The organism is Winogradskyella bathintestinalis (genome assembly GCF_030407435.1).
Taxonomy (GTDB): domain Bacteria; phylum Bacteroidota; class Bacteroidia; order Flavobacteriales; family Flavobacteriaceae; genus Winogradskyella; species Winogradskyella bathintestinalis.
In genome coordinates this window covers 215,795-233,785 of sequence record NZ_JASDDK010000002.1, presented here as the reverse complement: position 1 = coordinate 233,785, position 17,991 = coordinate 215,795, and the positions used below count along the sequence as shown (strand labels likewise).

Annotated in this window: 11 protein-coding genes; 1 reads left to right on the top strand and 10 read right to left on the bottom strand. The window is 35.6% G+C overall.

All coding sequences use genetic code 11. The features are described 5' to 3' along the window. Positions 1-12: 12 nt before the first annotated feature. The 9 genes from QMA06_RS05915 to QMA06_RS05875 form a co-directional block, all read right to left on the bottom strand. Positions 13-1,098 carry a TolB-like translocation protein gene (locus tag QMA06_RS05915; protein ID WP_290205947.1) on the bottom strand — a complete coding sequence of 362 codons (1,086 nt, stop codon included), beginning with the start codon at positions 1,096-1,098 and terminating at the stop codon, positions 13-15. Positions 1,099-1,233: 135 nt separating this feature from the next. After that, positions 1,234-3,042: an acyl-CoA dehydrogenase family protein gene (locus QMA06_RS05910; protein ID WP_290205946.1), complete on the bottom strand. Its 1,809-nt coding sequence runs from the start codon at positions 3,040-3,042 to the stop codon at positions 1,234-1,236. Positions 3,043-3,145: 103 nt separating this feature from the next. Next, on the bottom strand, positions 3,146-4,336 hold the full coding sequence (locus tag QMA06_RS05905) for an acetyl-CoA C-acyltransferase (protein ID WP_290205945.1): 1,191 nt from the start codon (positions 4,334-4,336) through the stop codon (positions 3,146-3,148). A gap of 141 nt (positions 4,337-4,477) precedes the next feature. Next, on the bottom strand, positions 4,478-6,886 hold the full coding sequence (locus QMA06_RS05900; RefSeq protein ID WP_290205944.1) for a 3-hydroxyacyl-CoA dehydrogenase/enoyl-CoA hydratase family protein: 2,409 nt from the start codon (positions 6,884-6,886) through the stop codon (positions 4,478-4,480). Between the two features lies 1 nt (position 6,887). Further along, positions 6,888-7,343, bottom strand: coding sequence for a MarR family winged helix-turn-helix transcriptional regulator (locus QMA06_RS05895; RefSeq protein ID WP_290205943.1), 456 nt, complete (start codon positions 7,341-7,343; stop codon positions 6,888-6,890). A gap of 153 nt (positions 7,344-7,496) precedes the next feature. Beyond that, positions 7,497-9,269 carry an AMP-dependent synthetase/ligase gene (locus QMA06_RS05890; RefSeq protein ID WP_290205942.1) on the bottom strand — a complete coding sequence of 591 codons (1,773 nt, stop codon included), beginning with the start codon at positions 9,267-9,269 and terminating at the stop codon, positions 7,497-7,499. Between the two features lie 91 nt (positions 9,270-9,360). Beyond that, complete coding sequence (gene purL / locus QMA06_RS05885; protein WP_290205941.1) at positions 9,361-13,044, bottom strand: phosphoribosylformylglycinamidine synthase; 3,684 nt, start codon at positions 13,042-13,044, stop codon at positions 9,361-9,363. 178 nt (positions 13,045-13,222) lie between these two features. After that, entirely contained in the window at positions 13,223-15,040 is a 1,818-nt protein-coding gene (locus QMA06_RS05880; RefSeq protein WP_290205940.1) for an endonuclease, read from the bottom strand. A 26-nt stretch (positions 15,041-15,066) separates the two neighbouring features. Next, positions 15,067-16,278 (bottom strand): RsmB/NOP family class I SAM-dependent RNA methyltransferase, encoded by a 1,212-nt coding sequence (locus QMA06_RS05875; RefSeq protein WP_290205939.1) that lies wholly within the window; start codon positions 16,276-16,278, stop codon positions 15,067-15,069. A gap of 248 nt (positions 16,279-16,526) precedes the next feature. Here QMA06_RS05875 and QMA06_RS05870 point away from each other — a divergent pair, with 248 nt between their 5' ends. Then, positions 16,527-17,600, top strand: a complete 1,074-nt coding sequence (locus QMA06_RS05870) for a WD40/YVTN/BNR-like repeat-containing protein (RefSeq protein ID WP_290205938.1) — start codon at positions 16,527-16,529, stop codon at positions 17,598-17,600. A gap of 50 nt (positions 17,601-17,650) precedes the next feature. On the opposite strand, the gene QMA06_RS05865 is transcribed toward QMA06_RS05870, so the two are convergent. Next, the gene (locus QMA06_RS05865; protein ID WP_290205937.1) at positions 17,651-17,980 is read right to left on the bottom strand and encodes a hypothetical protein; all 330 of its coding nucleotides are present in this window, start codon (positions 17,978-17,980) and stop codon (positions 17,651-17,653) included. Positions 17,981-17,991 lie beyond the last annotated feature (11 nt).

The following is a 17,991-nucleotide window of genomic DNA, read 5'->3' as shown; positions in this document are numbered from 1 at the left end:
AAAAAATTGATTTTAATGTGCTCGCAAAGTAGTTCTGCCCGAATACATTTTTGCTCTAGGAAAGCGGTTCACAATCACATCGGTGTCGAAAGCCAACACTAACTCATCTAATTGTCTATGGTTAAACGCTTTTATGTGTCTTTGTACAAGTTTAGCGGATTCTATTTCATCTGTATTCGCATTGGTCTGCGTGCTTTCTTCTGAGATTAGGTCTTTGGCTGGTTCCCTCACTACTGTATCGGCTTTAATATCACCTACTAATAACAGTTTGGTTCCAGAAGTGTTTGTTGATAAACGAGTGATTTTTGTAATTTCGTTCGCGGTAACATCGGCTATTATTTTCCAATCGTTGTCTCGTTGTAGTCTTAATTTGTACAAGAAATTATCCTTTCCGGAGAGCAGTGTTTTATTATTTAACCAACATATATCTTCAACACCTGCAATTGTATTTGCAATAAGTTTGATTTTACCGGTTTTGGGGTTTAATGATTTTATTTGCCATTGATTTTCTTTTGCTTTTGAAATAAAACTCACTAAATCTGAATTTGGAATTTTATGAAATGATCGGCCCACATTGGAAGCATATTTTTTATTGATCCCAGTTTTAATGTTAGTTGTATATAAATTTAAATTCTCGTCCTCAATGACCGCTAAAACCACCGTGTTTTCATCAGCCCAGGTGTAATAAGCAACCACTAAATCTTTAATCAGTTCTGTAGATTTATCTTCGTTTAAATTATATGCATATAAGCGTTGCTTTCCGTCCTTATCTAAACGAACGGCCGAAATTTGCGATTTATTAGGAATTTTCAATGGCGAATATTCTCCTCCTTCTGTAGAATTAATCCAAATTTGACCATGGAATTTTGAATCGTATTTTGCAATATCCGTTTGTTCACTTCTGCTGGATGCAAAAACAATAAACTGATCATCTATAAAGGACGGCTGATTGTCATAACCATTATTATTAGAAATATTTCTTCCATTCTTAATTTCGATTTTAGAATGGTTAGCAGTAATATCGAATAAGAAGATTTCGGAGTTGTTTTGTGAGAAAATTGAAATTGTAAAGCATAAACTGAAAATTAATTTTGTCATATTCGTTCTTGTAAAATTGAATACGTTAAAGATAGTTAAATAAAAAAAGCCAATTCAATCCAAATTTTATTTTGGGAGAATTGGCTTAAATAATTAGAATTATTTGAGTTAGTCTGTTTATCTAATTATTGATTTTTAGAAACAATATTTATTTTCTGCCTTTACTTTTTCAGCAACTTCCTTACGCAAGTCAACAATATCTGGATAGTTTTGATATTTCGTAAAACGTTTTAATCCCATTAACATCATACGTTGTTCATCGCCTTCAGCAAAAGAAATAATGCTTTCCTTTCCTTTTTCTTCTACGATATCTACCGCGTGATATAAATATAATTTAGACATAGCAATTTGAGCAGATTGAGATTCTTCACCAAAGCGTTTAGCATTCTTTTCCGTTCTCAAGATTGCTGATTCCGCCATATAGATTTCAATTAAAATATCTGCCGCAGCAATCAATAGTTGTTGATGTGCTTCTAAATCTTGTCCATATTTTTGAACAGCTCCACCAGCAACCATTAAGAAGGTTTTCTTAAGTTTCTTAATCATCTCTTTTTCTTCGGCAAACAATTCAGAATAATCCGGGGTGTCGAATGAAGGAATTCCCATTAACTCTTCCTGAACTGCTTGGGCAGGACCTAGAAGATCTACATGACCTTTCATCGCTTTTTTAACCAACATACCTACAGATAACATTCTGTTGATTTCGTTTGTACCTTCGTAAATACGTGCAATACGCGCATCTCTCCAAGCAGCTTCCATAGGTGTTTCTTCAGAGAATCCCATACCACCAAAAATCTGAATACCTTCATCAGCCGCATTCTGAACATCTTCTGAAACAGCAACTTTTAAGATTGAACATTCAATGGCATATTCCTCAACACCTTTAAGTTCTGCTTCTTGATGAGAATTGCCTGCAGCTTCGCGTAATGCAATACGATCTTCAATATTCTTTGCAGCTCTATAAGTTGCAGATTCACCAGCGTAAGCATTTGTGGCCATTTCAGCTAATTTCACTTTGATAGCTCCAAAATCTGAAATAGGTGTTTTAAATTGTTTACGTTCGTTCGCATATTGAACTGCCGTAGTTAAAATACGTCTTTGAGAGTCTAAACAAGCGGCAGCCAATTTAATACGTCCAACATTTAACGCATTCATAGCAATTTTAAAACCTTCACCTCTCCCGGCTAACATATTTTCAGCAGGAACTACTGTATCGTTAAAAAACACTTGACGCGTAGAACTTGCACGAATACCTAATTTGTGTTCTTCTTCACCTAGTGTTATACCGTTTGGCTCTTTTCCGTCATACTCCACAATAAAACCAGTAATGTTTTTATCATTTTCAATACGCGCAAATACGATCATCAAACTACAGAAACCTGCATTTGAAATCCACATTTTTTGCCCATTGATTTTATATGATTTTCCGTCCTCTGATAACTCAGCCGTAGTTTTACCTGAATTAGCATCAGAACCAGCACCTGGTTCAGTTAAGCAATAAGCTCCAAACCATTCACCTGTCGCTAATTTTGGTACGTATTTTTTCTTTTGTTCTTCTGTCCCGTATAAGGTAATTGGCATGGTTCCGATACCTGTATGCGCACCAAATGCTGTACTAAAAGACCCAGTACCAGAAGAAATATAGTCACAAGTTAAACAGGTAGACACAAATCCCATACCTAAGCCATCGTAAGCTTCTGGAACTGCCACTCCAAGGAAACCCATTTCTCCTGCTTTTCGCATAACTTCCTCAGTGAGCGCAAAATCTCTAGCTTCAAAACGAGGTTTGTGAGCAATTATTTCGCGTTCGTTGAATTCCATTACGGATTCTTTCATCATGTTTTGCTCCTCCGAAAAATCTTCAGGAGTAAAAACGTCTTCACAGTTGGTTTCCTTCACTAAGAATTGACCTCCTCTTAGTATTTCTTTTTCTTTTGTATCCATTGTTTTTTAGATGCTAGACAGCTAGATATTAATTTCTAGACTGTTATTTGTTAATTGTAAAAGTATTTTATAGTCTAGATTCTAGACTCTATTTGTCTATTTGTTAGTTTAAGAATTCAAATATCCCACAAGCCCCTTGACCCGTACCAACACACATTGTAACCGCTCCATATTTTCCTTGCATGTCGCGCTTGCGCATTTCATCAAATAACTGAACGGATAACTTTGCTCCAGTACAACCCAATGGATGACCTAATGCAATGGCTCCACCATTAACATTTATTATTTCTGGATTGAGGTCCAATTCCCTAATTACAGCTAAGGATTGAGACGCAAAGGCTTCATTCAATTCAATAAGTGATAAATCAGACTGTTTTAAACCAGCTTGTTTTAAGGCTTTAGGAATAGCTTTTACAGGACCAATACCCATAATGCGTGGTTCAACACCTGCCGCAGCATAGTTAACTAAACGTGCAATGGGTTCGAGGTTTAATTCCTTTACCATGTCTTCGCTCATAATCATAACAAAAGCAGCACCGTCACTCATTTGAGATGAATTTCCAGCAGTAACGCTGCCTCCAGCTGCGAAAACCGGACGTAATTTAGCTAAGGCTTCAAGATTTGTACCTTTTCGGGGACCTTCATCTTTGGTTACAGTATACGATTTTGTAGCTTTTTTGCCGTTAGAATCGATATAGGTTTCATCGACATTGATAGGCACAATTTGGTCTTGAAAACGATTTTCTTCTTGCGCTTTTAAAGCTTTCATGTGAGAATTGTACGCGAATTCATCTTGATCTTCACGAGATACATTGAATTGATTGGCAACGGCTTCAGCCGTATTTCCCATGCCCCAATAATAATCTTCATGACCTGCTTTTACTGTATCATAATTCAATTCAGGCTTAAAACCTGTCATCGGTACAGCACTCATACTTTCCGCACCACCAGCAATGATACAATCTGCCATTCCCGATTGAATTTTTGCTGTCGCAACACCAATTGTTTCAATTCCTGATGCACAAAAACGATTCACGGTTACTCCTGGTACATCTACACTATCTAATCCAATCAACGAGATAAACCGAGCCATGTTTAAACCTTGTGCCCCTTCTGGCATGGCATTACCAACAATGACATCATCAATACGCTTTTTGTCTAAATTAGGTAATTCCTTCATCATGTGCTGAATAGTTTCAGCAGCTAATTCGTCTGTTCTTTTAAATCTAAACACGCCCTTTGGAGCTTTACCAACGGCTGTTCTGTATGCTTTTACTATATATGCTTGTTTCATAAGAAGCCCCCTAGCCCCCAAAAGGGGGAACTCCTATTAGGGGTCAATAGGATTTTATGTGTTATTTTTTATATTATCAATCGTCATAATTGTTGTTGTCAACTCCCATTTTTGTTCCCCCTTTTGGGGGCTAGGGGGCTGTTAGTTTCTCAATGGTTTCCCCTTTGTCAACATATGCTGAATACGCTCCAAAGTTTTTCGTTCTGTACATAGTGATAAGAAAGCTTCACGTTCTAAATCCAATAAATATTGTTCGCTTACTTTAGTTGGTTCAGATAGATCACCACCAGCCATAACATATGCTAGTTTGTTAGCAATTTTCATATCATGTTCAGAAATGTAGTTACTATCCTCCATAGAATCAGTACCCACCAAAAACATTCCTAAAGCTTGTTTACCAAGTACAAGAACATCTTTTCTATGTACGGGCTGAGTATAACCCATATCTGCCATTAATTTAGCGTGTTGTTTAGCAACTGCTATTTGGCGGTCTTTATTAACAACGACAATATCTTTTCCTTTTTGAAGCACTCCTAAATCGAAAGCTTCGTAAGCTGAAGTTGATACTTTTGCCATTCCGATAGTTAAAAAATACTCTTGAAGTGTGTTCAATTGAACATCTCCTTTTTTAAAGGTATCAGATGCTCTTAAAGCCATTTCTTTTGAACCTCCACCACCAGGAATTACACCAACACCAAATTCTACAAGTCCCATGTAAGTCTCCGCTGCTGCAACCACTTTATCTGCATGTAAAGATAATTCGCAACCACCACCTAGGGCCATACCGTGAGGTGCAGCTACCGTTGGAATTGCAGAATATCGCATGCGCATCATGGTATCTTGGAAGTATTTGATTGCCATATTAAGCTCATCATATTCTTGTTCGGCCGCCATCATAAAAATCATACCGATGTTAGCACCAACGGAGAAATTTGCCGCTTGGTTACCAACTACTAATCCAGCGAAGTCTTTTTCAGCTAAATCAATGGCTTTATTTAATCCTGCTAAAACATCTCCACCGATGGTATTCATTTTAGATTGGAATTCAACGTTTAGGATGCCATCTCCTAAATCTTCAACGACCACTCCCGAATTTTTAAAGACTTCAGCTGTTTTTCTAATATTATCTAATATGATAAAACTATCTTGTCCCGGTATTTTTTCTTGAGATTTCTTTGGAATATCATACGCATAAGTTGCCCCATTTTTTACAGAGTAGAATGATTTATTTCCAGAATCGATCATTTCATTTACCCAAGCAGCAGGCTCTAAACCTTCAGCTTTCATCATTTCAATTCCTTTTTCAACTCCAATAGCGTCCCAAATTTGGAAAGGACCATGTTCCCAACCGAACCCGGCTTTCATAGCATCATCGATTTTATATAAATCATCAGTGATTTCTGGGATACGATTGGAGACATAAGCGAATAAAGCTGCAAAACTCTTTCTGTAGAATTCACCGGCTTTATCTTTTCCTTTAACTAAAACCTTAAAACGATCTACAACTTTATCGATAGTCTTGGTCATTTCGAGAGTTGCAAACTTAGCGCGTTGCTTTTCTCTATATTCTAAGGTATTTAAATCGAGTGATAAGATTTCAGAAGACCCATCGTCTTTTCTCACTTTTTTATAAAACCCTTGTCCGGTTTTACTTCCTAACCATTTATTTTCCATCATAGTGTCGATGAAATCTGGTAAAACGAACAATTCATTTCGTTCGTCCTTAGGACAGTTCTCTTTAATGCCGTTGGCCACATGAACCAAGGTGTCTAAACCAACAACATCGACTGTTCTAAAGGTTGCTGATTTTGGGCGACCAATTACTGGTCCGGATAATTTATCGACTTCTTCTATAGTTAAATCTAAATCTTTAACAGTGTGAAATAAACTCATTATAGAAAAAATTCCTATTCGGTTTCCGATAAAGGCAGGTGTATCTTTAGCTATTACGGACGTTTTTCCCAAAAATTTCTCACCATATTCATTTAAGAAATCAAGAACTTCTTGATCGGTGTTAGGACCAGGAATAATTTCGAATAATTTTAAATATCTCGCAGGATTAAAAAAGTGTGTTCCGCAGAAGTGTTTTTGGAAATCGTCACTACGCCCTTCATTCATAAACTTTATAGGAATTCCAGAAGTGTTAGATGTAATTAACGTTCCAGGAGTTCTATATTTCTCAAGCTTTTCAAAAACTTGTTGTTTAATGTCAAGTCTTTCAACTACGACTTCCATAATCCAATCGACATCCTTAACCTTGGCAATGTCATCTTCAAGATTACCAGTAGTAATACGGTTAACAAAAGATGGATGATAGAGTGGTGCGGGTTTAGATTTAATTGAAGCTGTCAGTGCATCGTTAACCAAACGGTTACGCACAATCGTGTCTTCTAGGGTTAAACCTTTCGCTTTTTCTTTATCATTTAATTCTCTTGGTACAATGTCCAAAAGTAAAACTTCTACACCTATATTGGCAAAATGGCAAGCGATACCGCTACCCATAATTCCGGATCCAATAATAGCAATTTTATTAATTCTACGTTTACTCATCTTATTTTATACTATGTTCTTTTTGATTGTATATCTGTTTATTAGAAATCATATTATTAATGATCTCCGCAACTTTATAAAAATTTATTAATTCGTTAGAAGAGACGTTGTTTTTAATAGTCTCATTAAAAGTTAAGACCTTTTCTTTAGAATACGCTCGTTTTTCCTTACCAAAATCAGTCAGAAAAATTAAAACTCCTCGGCCATCTTCAGGGTTTGGTTTACGTTCAATTAGCCCTTTTTCTTCCATAGTCTTTAAAGTTCTAGAAAGACTAGTAGCTTCCATGCCCATTTTAGGACCTAATGATGTAGAAGGTGTTCCTTTTTCTGGATCAATACTTAATAATGCAAAGCCGGTTGCCATAGTCGTTCCAAATTGGGAGGCTTCTTCATTATACATTTTATTAACTGCCAACCATGTGGTTCTTAAGACGTAATCAATGGTTTTGTCTTTCATATTTAGTTCACCGTGAAGGTGAAAATCTATTTAATTGAATAATAACTGAAACCAAAGATACTAAAAAATACTATGCGTGCATAATAAATTTATAAAAATTATGCACGCATAGTAAATATGGGGAAAAAAAATTAAGTCAACCGTTATAAAGTATTATACTCTATATATTTTATCATATAAGTCTTGATAAATATCTTTAATAATAGCACGTTTCATTTTCATAGTAGGGGTAAGATGTCCTGCTTCAATAGACCAAATATCCGGTGTGAGTTCAAATCTTTTTATTTGTTCCCATTTTCCGAATTGCTTATTATACCTAGTAACATCTTTTTGAATACGATCAATCACTATTTTCGAAGTAGCAATCTCAGTATTTGATGTACCAATTTTGAGGTGATTATCTTTAATCCAGTCTTGAATATATTCAAAATTTGGCTGAATAATAGCTGCAGGCATTTTTTCGCCTTCGCCAATCACCATAATCTGTTCGATAAATAAAGACTGTTTCATGTCATTTTCTAATAGTGGGGGAATCACATATTTTCCACCAGAAGTTTTAAACATTTCTTTTTTACGACCTGTAATCTTTAAGAAACCTTCATTATCGACTTCACCTTTATCCCCTGTATGGAAATAATCATCTGTCATCACTTCCTTAGTTTTTTCAGGGTCTTTATAATAACCCAACATTACGTTTGGTCCTTTTACCAAAACTTCACCATCTTCAGCAATTTTTACTTTAACATTATCTATAGGTTTTCCTACAGTACCTACGCGATAATGCTCATTTTTATACATGCCCACAGTTATCACGGGTGAAGTTTCTGTGAGTCCGTAGCCTTCCATAACTCTCATATTAGCAGCACCAAAAATTCGGGCTAAGCGAGGTTGCAGTGCAGCACTACCAGAAACCATAGTTCCTAATTCACCACCCAGAGCTTCTCTCCATTTACTGAAAATTAGTTTATTTGCTATTTTGAGCTGAAACTCATACCATGCTCCATTGGCGCCGTATGGTTCCCATTTTTCTCCAAGTTTTACGGCCCAGAAGAAAAGTGATTTTTTTATACCGCTTAATTCTTCACCTTTCAACATTATTTTATCAAATACTTTTTCTAGCAAACGTGGTACTACACTCATTAAGTGCGGCTTAATTTCTTTGGCATTATCACCAATTTTATCAATGCCTTCAGCAAAATATATCGATGTTCCGGCGTATTGATATACGTAGATTAATACACGCTCAAAAATATGGCATATTGGTAGGAAACTTAAAATGCGGTTTTCTCCTTCTACTAAAGGAACTCTTTTGGCACTATCTAGCGCATTACTTGTAATGTTCCAGTGTGAAAGCATAACACCTTTTGGACGCCCCGTTGTACCAGAAGTATAGATAATTGTCGCTAAATCTGTTGATTTTACAGCATCTTTTCTTAACTCCACCTCAGGCTGGTTGCTCTCATCTTTACCAAGTTCAAACAGTTCTGAATAATGTTTGCAGCCTTCAATATGATTAAAAGAATAAACTTCCTTAATATTAGTATTAGCTTGAACCATTCTTACTTTTTCTAAGACTTCTTCATCTGAAACAAAGCAATAGATGGATTCGCTATGATTTAAAACATACTCGTAATCTTCAGCTGAAATCGTTGGATAAATCGGAATATTTTGAGCTCCAAGTTGAAGAATGCCAATATCCATTATATTCCATTCCGTTCTATTAGTAGAAGAAATTATGGCAATTTTATCGTCTTTCTTAATGCCTAATCTTAATAGGCCTCGACTCATTGTATTTGCTTTATCAATATAGTCTTTAGTAGAAATAGGTGTCCATTGTCCATCATATTTTGTGACCAATGCAGAGTCGCTTGGCTTATTCTCTAATTGATAATAAGGAAAATCAAAAAGTCGGGTTATTTCAGTCATATAAATTTAGCAACTATTAGTGTGGGATTTTACGAAAATATAAAATTTAACGATATATCCTAGCAATTCTATGGTACAACAGATAAAACTTTTAGGATTCCTTATTTTTAATCCATAATCTGGCATTGACAAATGCTTCTAGCCAAGGAGAAACTTCATCTTTTCTGTCTTGAGGATAATAGGCCCAATTCCATTGGAAAATGGAACGTTCTATATGTGGCATAGTCACTAAATGTCTTCCTGTTTTATCACTTAACATTGCAGTGTTGAAGTCAGATCCATTAGGATTTGCTGGGTATTCTGCATAACCGTATTTTGCTACAATATTATATTGATCTTCAGCATAAGGTAATTTAAATTTGCCTTCACCATGAGAAATCCAAACTCCTAACGTGCTTCCTTCTAAACTTGAAAGCATAACGGAGTTATTTTTCTGAATGGTTACAGAAGAAAAACCACTTTCGTGTTTATGTGAGTCGTTATGGGTCATTTTTCCGTGCATCTGATGTTCTGGATTCACTAAATCTAGTTCCATCATTAGTTGACAGCCATTACAGATCCCCACAGAAAGCGTATCCTCTCTTTTAAAGAAATCATTAATAACTTTATTCGCTTTCTCATTATATTTTATGGCTCCAGCCCAACCTTTAGCAGAACCTAGAACATCTGAATTACTAAACCCACCAACGGCTCCTAAAAACTGAATATCTTCCAAGGTTTCTCTGCCCGAAATTAAATCGGTCATGTGTACATCTTTAACATCAAAGCCAGCCAAATACATAGCATTGGCCATTTCTCGTTCAGAATTGGAACCTTTTTCTCGTAGAATTGCAGCTTTAGGCCGTGTGTTAGATACTTGCGCGTTAAACTTGCCGACATCATTCAATTTTCCGGAAAAGTGATTTGGAAATTTATAGTTCAACTCTTGATTCTTATAATTATCAAACCGAACTTTTGCTAAGCCATTTGCGGTCTGTTTTTGATCGAGAAGAAATGATGTTTTAAACCACATATCTCTTAATCTCGACACTGTTAAGGTAAATACTTCATTGCCATTAATAATGCCTAATACATCATTTTCCATAACGCGACCCAATTTATGAAAGTCAATTTTTGCTTTAGATAATGTGTCTTCAATTGAATTATCTACAGACTGAAAAACGATGCCTGCGTTTTCAGCAAATAACACTTTAAAAGAATCGGCTTCATTAATTTCCGTAATATTTAATTCAGCTCCGAGATTGTTTGCTGAAAAACACATTTCAAGTAAGGTGGTAATTAATCCACCAGAAGCGACATCATGTCCTGCAACAATTTGATCGTTTTTTATTAAATTTTGAATGGTATTAAATACCGTTTTTACATAAGCAGCACTTTTAATATTTGGTGTTGTACTTCCTATTTTATTATTAATTTGTGCAAAAGAACTTCCACCTAATTCATAAGAATCTTGAGAAAGATTGATATAATAAATAGATCCTTTTCCTTTTTGAAAAACTGGCTCAACGACTTTAGTAATATCATTACAATTTGCCGCAGCAGAAATAATCACCGTACCAGGAGAAATCACATCTCCATCAGGATATTTCTGCTTCATTGATAATGAATCTTTTCCTGTTGGAACGTTAATACCTAAGTCGATTGAGAATTCTGAAATTGCTTTTACAGCCTCATACAAACGTGCATCTTCACCTTCATTTTTACAAGGCCACATCCAATTCGCAGATAACGACACACTTTTTAAACCATCTTTAAGAGGTGCCCAAATTATGTTAGTCAAAGCTTCAGTAATTGAATTTCGACTGCCCGCTACAGGATTAATTAATCCCGAAATAGGAGAGTGGCCAATACTGGTTGCAATACCTTCCTTACCTTTAAAATCGAGAGCCATAACAGCAACATTATTTAAAGGTAATTGTAATGGACCTACGCATTGTTGTTTAGCTACTTTTCCGCCAACACAACGATCGACTTTGTTGGTTAGCCAATCTTTACAGGCCACAGCTTCGAGTTGTAAAAGTTGGTCTAAGTAATCGTAGAATTTATTGGTGTCATAAGAAATATCAGAATATGTTTTATGAACTGTATTGTCTTTCATTATCGTCTTTGGCGAACTACCAAACATATCTTCTAAGGCTAAATCCATTAGCTTTTCTCCAGTTTCTTTAGACTTAAAGGTAAATCGATGCTTACCTGTTACTTCACCGACATCATAAATTGGTGAACGTTCTCTATCTGCAATTTTATGTAAAATCTCTAAATGTTTATCAGCAATGACCAAGCCCATACGTTCTTGGGATTCGTTACCAATTATTTCTTTTGCAGATAAAGTTGGATCTCCCACTGGTAATTTATCTAAATCTATATTGCCACCTGTATCTTCTACTAATTCAGATAAACAATTGAGGTGTCCACCAGCTCCATGATCGTGAATGGAGACAATATGGTTTTTGTCACTCTCAACCATACCGCGAACTGCATTTGCAGCACGCTTCTGCATTTCAGGATTAGAACGTTGCACGGCATTCAACTCGATACCAGAAGCTAAAGCACCTGTATCTGCAGAAGAAACCGCAGCTCCTCCCATACCGATTCTATAATTATCACCACCAAGAATAACAATTTTATCGCCTTCTTGAGGGGTGTCTTTTATGGCTTGATCTGCTTTACCATAACCAATACCACCAGCTTGCATAATGACTTTGTCGTACCCAATTTTACCATTTTGGTCTTGGTGCTCAAAGGTTAAAACTGAACCACAAATTAGAGGTTGACCAAATTTGTTTCCAAAATCAGAAGCTCCATTACTGGCTTTAATTAAAATATCCATTGGTGTTTGGTATAACCATTGACGCTCTGGAAATGCGTTTTCCCACGGACGCTCGTCGTTTAATCTTGAATAAGAGGTCATATAAACTGCAGTTCCTGCGAGAGGTAATGAGCCTTTTCCACCAGCTAAGCGATCTCTAATTTCTCCCCCAGAACCTGTGGCAGCTCCATTAAATGGCTCAACGGTTGTAGGGAAGTTATGGGTTTCAGCTTTTAATGAAATTACAGATTCGTAATTTTGAGTCGTATAATAATCTGGAACATCGGCACGTTTAGGGGCAAATTGTTCTACAACAGGTCCTTTTATAAATGCGACGTTATCTTTGTAGGCGGAAACAATATCGTTAGGATTTTGCTTTGAAGTTTCTTTAATAAGTTTGAAAAGCGACGTTTCTTTTGCCTCGCCATCTATTACAAAAGTGCCATTGAAAATCTTATGACGGCAGTGTTCTGAATTTACTTGAGAAAACCCGAAAACTTCAGAATCCGTTAACGGGCGACCTATTTTTTTAGACACGCTTTCTAAATATTCAACTTCTTCTTCACTAAGTGATAACCCTTCCTGTTGATTATATGCAGCGATATCTTCAATATTTAATACGGCATCAGGTTGAATATCTATGTTGAAAATCTCTTGATTCAAACTTTGATATTTTTCAGAGATCATTGGATCGAAATCCTCATAATCTTTGGTAATGCTCTTAAACTCTTCAATTCTAATAATATTAGAGATGCCCATATTTTGAGCAATTTCGACAGCATTTGTACTCCATGGGGTGATCATCGCTGCTCTTGGGCCAATAAAAAAAGCATCAATTGATGCTTGCTCTATTATAGGTTGGTCGCCAAATAACCATGTCAATTTAGAAATGGTTTCTGTTGATAATTCTTTTGTGGCTTGAACAGCAAATACGTTACTGTTTTGGTTTCCGAAGAAATGAATCATTTAGGTGTCTTATTTAAGATGAAAAATAAAACACAAAGTTAATTCAAATTATGTTATTCTCTATATAAATTGAATTTCTAATTAAGAAGTATTAAACAAGTTTTAAACAAAAAAAAAGTAGCTGCCCTTTGCATACGCTCAGTGGTCAGCTACTTTATATTGCATTAAATTATTGTATTTATTGTTTTACAAGTTTCTTTGTAATGGTTGAATTGTTCTGAGAAATCTTAACAATGTAAATCCCCGTTTTTAGAGTTTGCAGGTTTATGTTGCTGGTCTTATTTATAATGTTTTTGTAAACTCGTTTTCCAAGAATATCAAAAATTTCAATATTAGTATTTACATTAGATTTTAAATCTATTGTTAAATTGCTTTCTACAGGGTTAGGATGAAGTTTTATTGTATCCAAGTTAAATTCTTCTAGACTTAAAGGAGAGTAACATGTGTAAGATAGATCATCGATTGCTACACGACCGCCATCTTCTCCAGAAATAACAACAGTTATATTTCCTTCAATATTAATGTTAGAAATAGTTGTAGTAATAGGATCTGTACCAAAAGGAATTCCTGCTATTAAATCACCATTCACATATAAATCTAAATCTCCGGTACTACCACTGTATTTTCTTTGCGTTGTAAGCGTTAAGCTACCAATACCACCACTAACAGTTGGTAATGTTAAAGAGCCACCGTTATTACCTCTTACATCGATAGTGATCGCTGCGTCAGAAATCGTTTGATCTGTTCTAGCTTTTGTGGCACTCCATGAACCACCGTCATCGCCTGTCCAGCTTACATCTTGATAAGAACCAATTGAGGTGTCTAAATTTTCAAAAGTTTCTGCTAAACAATCACTGCCTTCACCAATAGTGCCGTTATCTGTTGTTAATTCACAAGCTTCATTACTAAAACCAGAAGTGTTACCTGAGGCATCTTTCGCCTTTATAGTAAAACAATAGTTGGTATTTGCTGATAGGCCAGATGCCGTAGTTGATGTATTGTTTGAACTAAAAGCGTAATTATTATCAATATAAATATCGTAGGTTGACACTCCTATATTATCTGTAGAGGCTGTCCAATTTAAGTCAATTGAGTTATCGGTTGAATTAGATGCTACTAAATCTGTAGGATTCGTTGGGGCTTCAGTATCTACTGGTGTATCTCCCCATGTATTCTGAGAGGCCGTTCCTCCCCAAATTAAAGTTGCTAGGTATGGGTTGTCGATAAACGGGTTTCGGTTACCTTGAGCATTAAAATTAGATGCATTACCTAAATAGTTATTTCTAACAGTTTCGTAAGGAGAAACAGGATCTTCTGCGTTCCAATCTAAGAATAGTTGAATCATATTAGAATCTATATTGTTTATAGATCCATTACCAACATTAACAGGAAGACATCGATTACCATATCGTAAATACATATACATCATCATTCGTGCTACATCACCTTTCCATTCATCACCAGGATACCATCCTCCATTTGAATCTCCAGAAATTCCTGATCCAGAACTAAATCTCTTACTTCCTCTACTACCATTTCTCTGCACGTCACTTGCTCTTAAATGGTGTACATCCGATCCAGGTCCTGATGTTCCTAAATTAGGATTTCCGAGAGATTTAGGGTAGGTGTGTTCTCTGTTCCATTCACAAGTGGCTCCACCGCCAAAATCATCTTTGTCTCTAGTTCTATGATCGTTGTCGTTAGAGCTATTGGTTGTACAAGTATCGTTGCTAAATCCGTATATAAGAAGCACATGGCTGCTAGAAGAAGGCATCAAATCTATTATTTTTAAGACTTCTCTCGCTTCTCCGTAAGAAAGGAAATTGGTATGTTTACTAATTGTTTTAGTGGCCAGGTCATCAAATAAATCCATACCTGTATTGTTAAAATTAACTCCACTGTAATAACTTTGAAGTTCCGCAGGTGGCATTAACTGAGCAAAGCTGGAAATAGTAAATAAAAATAAAAATGAAAATGAAAGGTAAATGTGTTTCATACTTAAAAAGGTAAATTAGGTTAGGGTTATTTTTTTTCTAAAAGNGCCATATAAAATCCGTCAAAGCCAGATTTATACGCCAGTACTTTTTTATCTTTTACAAAGGTAAAATCTTTTCCGGCTTCAGATGTTAAAAATTTATCAACTTGTTTCTGATTTTCGGACGGTAAAACAGAACAAGTAGCATAGACCATTTTTCCTCCAGGTTTTACCATTTTTGAATATTGTTCTAAGACCTCTAGCTGCGTCTTTTTTATGCTGTCGATGAATTCTGGTTGTAATTTCCATTTAGCATCTGGGTTTCTTCTTAAAACTCCTAAACCAGAACATGGTGCATCAATCAATAAGCGATCAGCTTTACCGTGCAACTTTTTAATTGGTTTAGTAGAGTCGATGACTTTTAGTTCAATATTATGAACCCCGTTTCTTCGTGCTCTGATTTTGAGTTTTTTTAATTTACTTTCGTAAATATCCATGGAAATGATTTGACCTTTATTTTCCATCAACGAGGCTAAATGCAAGGTTTTTCCTCCAGCGCCTGCGCAAACATCGACAACTTTCATACCTGGTTGTACATCTAAAAATTCAGCTACTAATTGAGAAGAAGCGTCTTGCACTTCAAACCAACCCTCTTTAAATGCTTCGGTTTTAAAAACGTTGGCACGTTCAGTTAATTTTAAAGCAGCAGGGTGATTGGGTAAAAATTCAGTTTCAATATCTTCTGACTCTAACTTGTGCTGTAAATCTTTTTTAGTAGTTTTTAAAGTATTTACTCGAAGGATAACATCAGCTTGCTCATTTTGCATAGCAATTTCCTTGCTCCATACGTCTTCGCCTAATTCAGCCACACCTAAATCATCCATCCAATCTGGTATGGACTCTTTAAATTTTCTAATTTTAGATAGCTCATCAAAACGGCCTTTTATTTTTCGTGTTGGTGTATCCGTAAAATATTTCCAATCTGGTAATTTAATACCCTTTAGAGTTGCCCAAACGGCAAACATTCTCCAGAGATCATCACGATGATAAGGTGCTTTTACATTTGCAATTTCTGCATAAAGCCGTTGGTAACGTACCATAGTATATACCGTTTCAGCAACAAAACCTCTATCTCTACTTCCCCAGCGTTTATCGCGTTTAAGTAATTGTTGAATGACTTTATCTGCGTATTCTCCTTCGTTAAAAATAAGGTGCAATCCGTCAATCACGGCAAAGCACAGGTTTCTGTGTAGTCTCATTTTTTATAGTATTCAGTGTTCAATAAAAAAGTATTCGTCTCAGTTTATAGGAAAATATGATAAAACACAAATGTTTTAGTTTCCTAACTTCCAATTTCTGGCTTCCTACTTCTTTCTTTAATCAGTCTTCAGTTGCAGTATATTATTTCTGCAAAAAAATAACGTGCAAAGGTAAGCATTTGTTTATTTGTTAGGTTGAATAACTATTATTTTGTTGTGCTTTCTTATTTTTAAGAAAATTTAACGGGATGAAATGGTTTATAATTTGTTTTTTATTACTTGGATTAAGTTCATGTAAGTCTAATGAATCTAAAAGTTTTAGAGAATTTACTACGGTTGACATACATCATTTGATGCAGGACTCACTCTTAAATATTAGGGCGATAGATTTACTAAAAAAGAACAGAGGTTGTTTGTTTTTGAGTGCAGATGGTCGTGGTGGGTTAGTTATAGAAGAATCTAGACAAAATAATAAACCAGATACGACTATTATGTATGATTATTTTGAACAAAAGGATTCAAATATTGTATTGAATTATCGTGCGGTTGCGACTACCACTAAAGGCGAATTTGGACTAACCATTGGAAGTCCAGCCTATTTACTAAAGGCTGGTCATGAGCGTCTTGATACGGTGTATAAAGAAACGCATAAAAGCGCTTTTTACGACTCCATGGATTTTTGGAACGACCAAGAAGGCATCGCCATAGGTGACCCAACGGATGATTGCATGAGTGTAATAATCACGAGAGATGGAGGAGATACTTGGGATAAACTATCTTGTAAAGATTTACCAAAATCTAAAGAGGGTGAAGCAGCTTTTGCAGCAAGTGATACTAATATTTCAATTGTTGGTGATCATACATGGATTGCCACTGGCGGAAAAGCAAGTCGTATAATGTACTCACCAAATAAAGGCAAAACATGGGAAATTTACAATACACCAATCATACAAGGCGTTGAAACGACTGGTATATATTCTATAGATTTCTACGATAAAAATAATGGGTTTGCCATTGGTGGTGATTATACCAAGCCTAACGATACGTTGAATAATAAAATAAGAACGAGGGATGGGGGAAAGACGTGGCAAGTGGTTGCCAACGGAAAAGGACCAAGTTATAGAAGTTGCGTACAATACATACCTAATAGAAAAGGAAAGGAATTAGTTGCTGTTGGATTTAAAGGTATTGATTACAGTAAAGATGGAGGTGATACTTGGATACACTTAAGCGATGTTGGGTTTTATACCATACGATTTTTAAATGATTCTGTAGCGTATGCAGCAGGTAAGGGTAGACTAAGTAAATTGACTTTTAAGTAAAAAATGCTATGCATAAGCAGAACACTTTATTATAATGTTGAATACCGAATTTACGGAGTTATCACTAGTTCTTTAGATTCAATGGCTTTAGAATAATTAGCTTTTACGATACTTACATATCCAAAAAAATTGGTACCATCTTTGTTTTTTAATTTTACATGGACGTCACCATTGTCTTTTGTTAAAACTTCATTGATTACAACCTCATTTTCATATACATCTTTATAGCTATTAACCGTACCTCGTTTGATTAGAATATTAGGTTTAGGAAATTTAATATATTGGTATGCTTGCGCAGTTGGTGATTTTATAACAAGTTCATCACCAATTCTAGGCTCACTTTGTGCACTAATGACAAAACAAAATCCGAAATATAACAATGTAAATAATA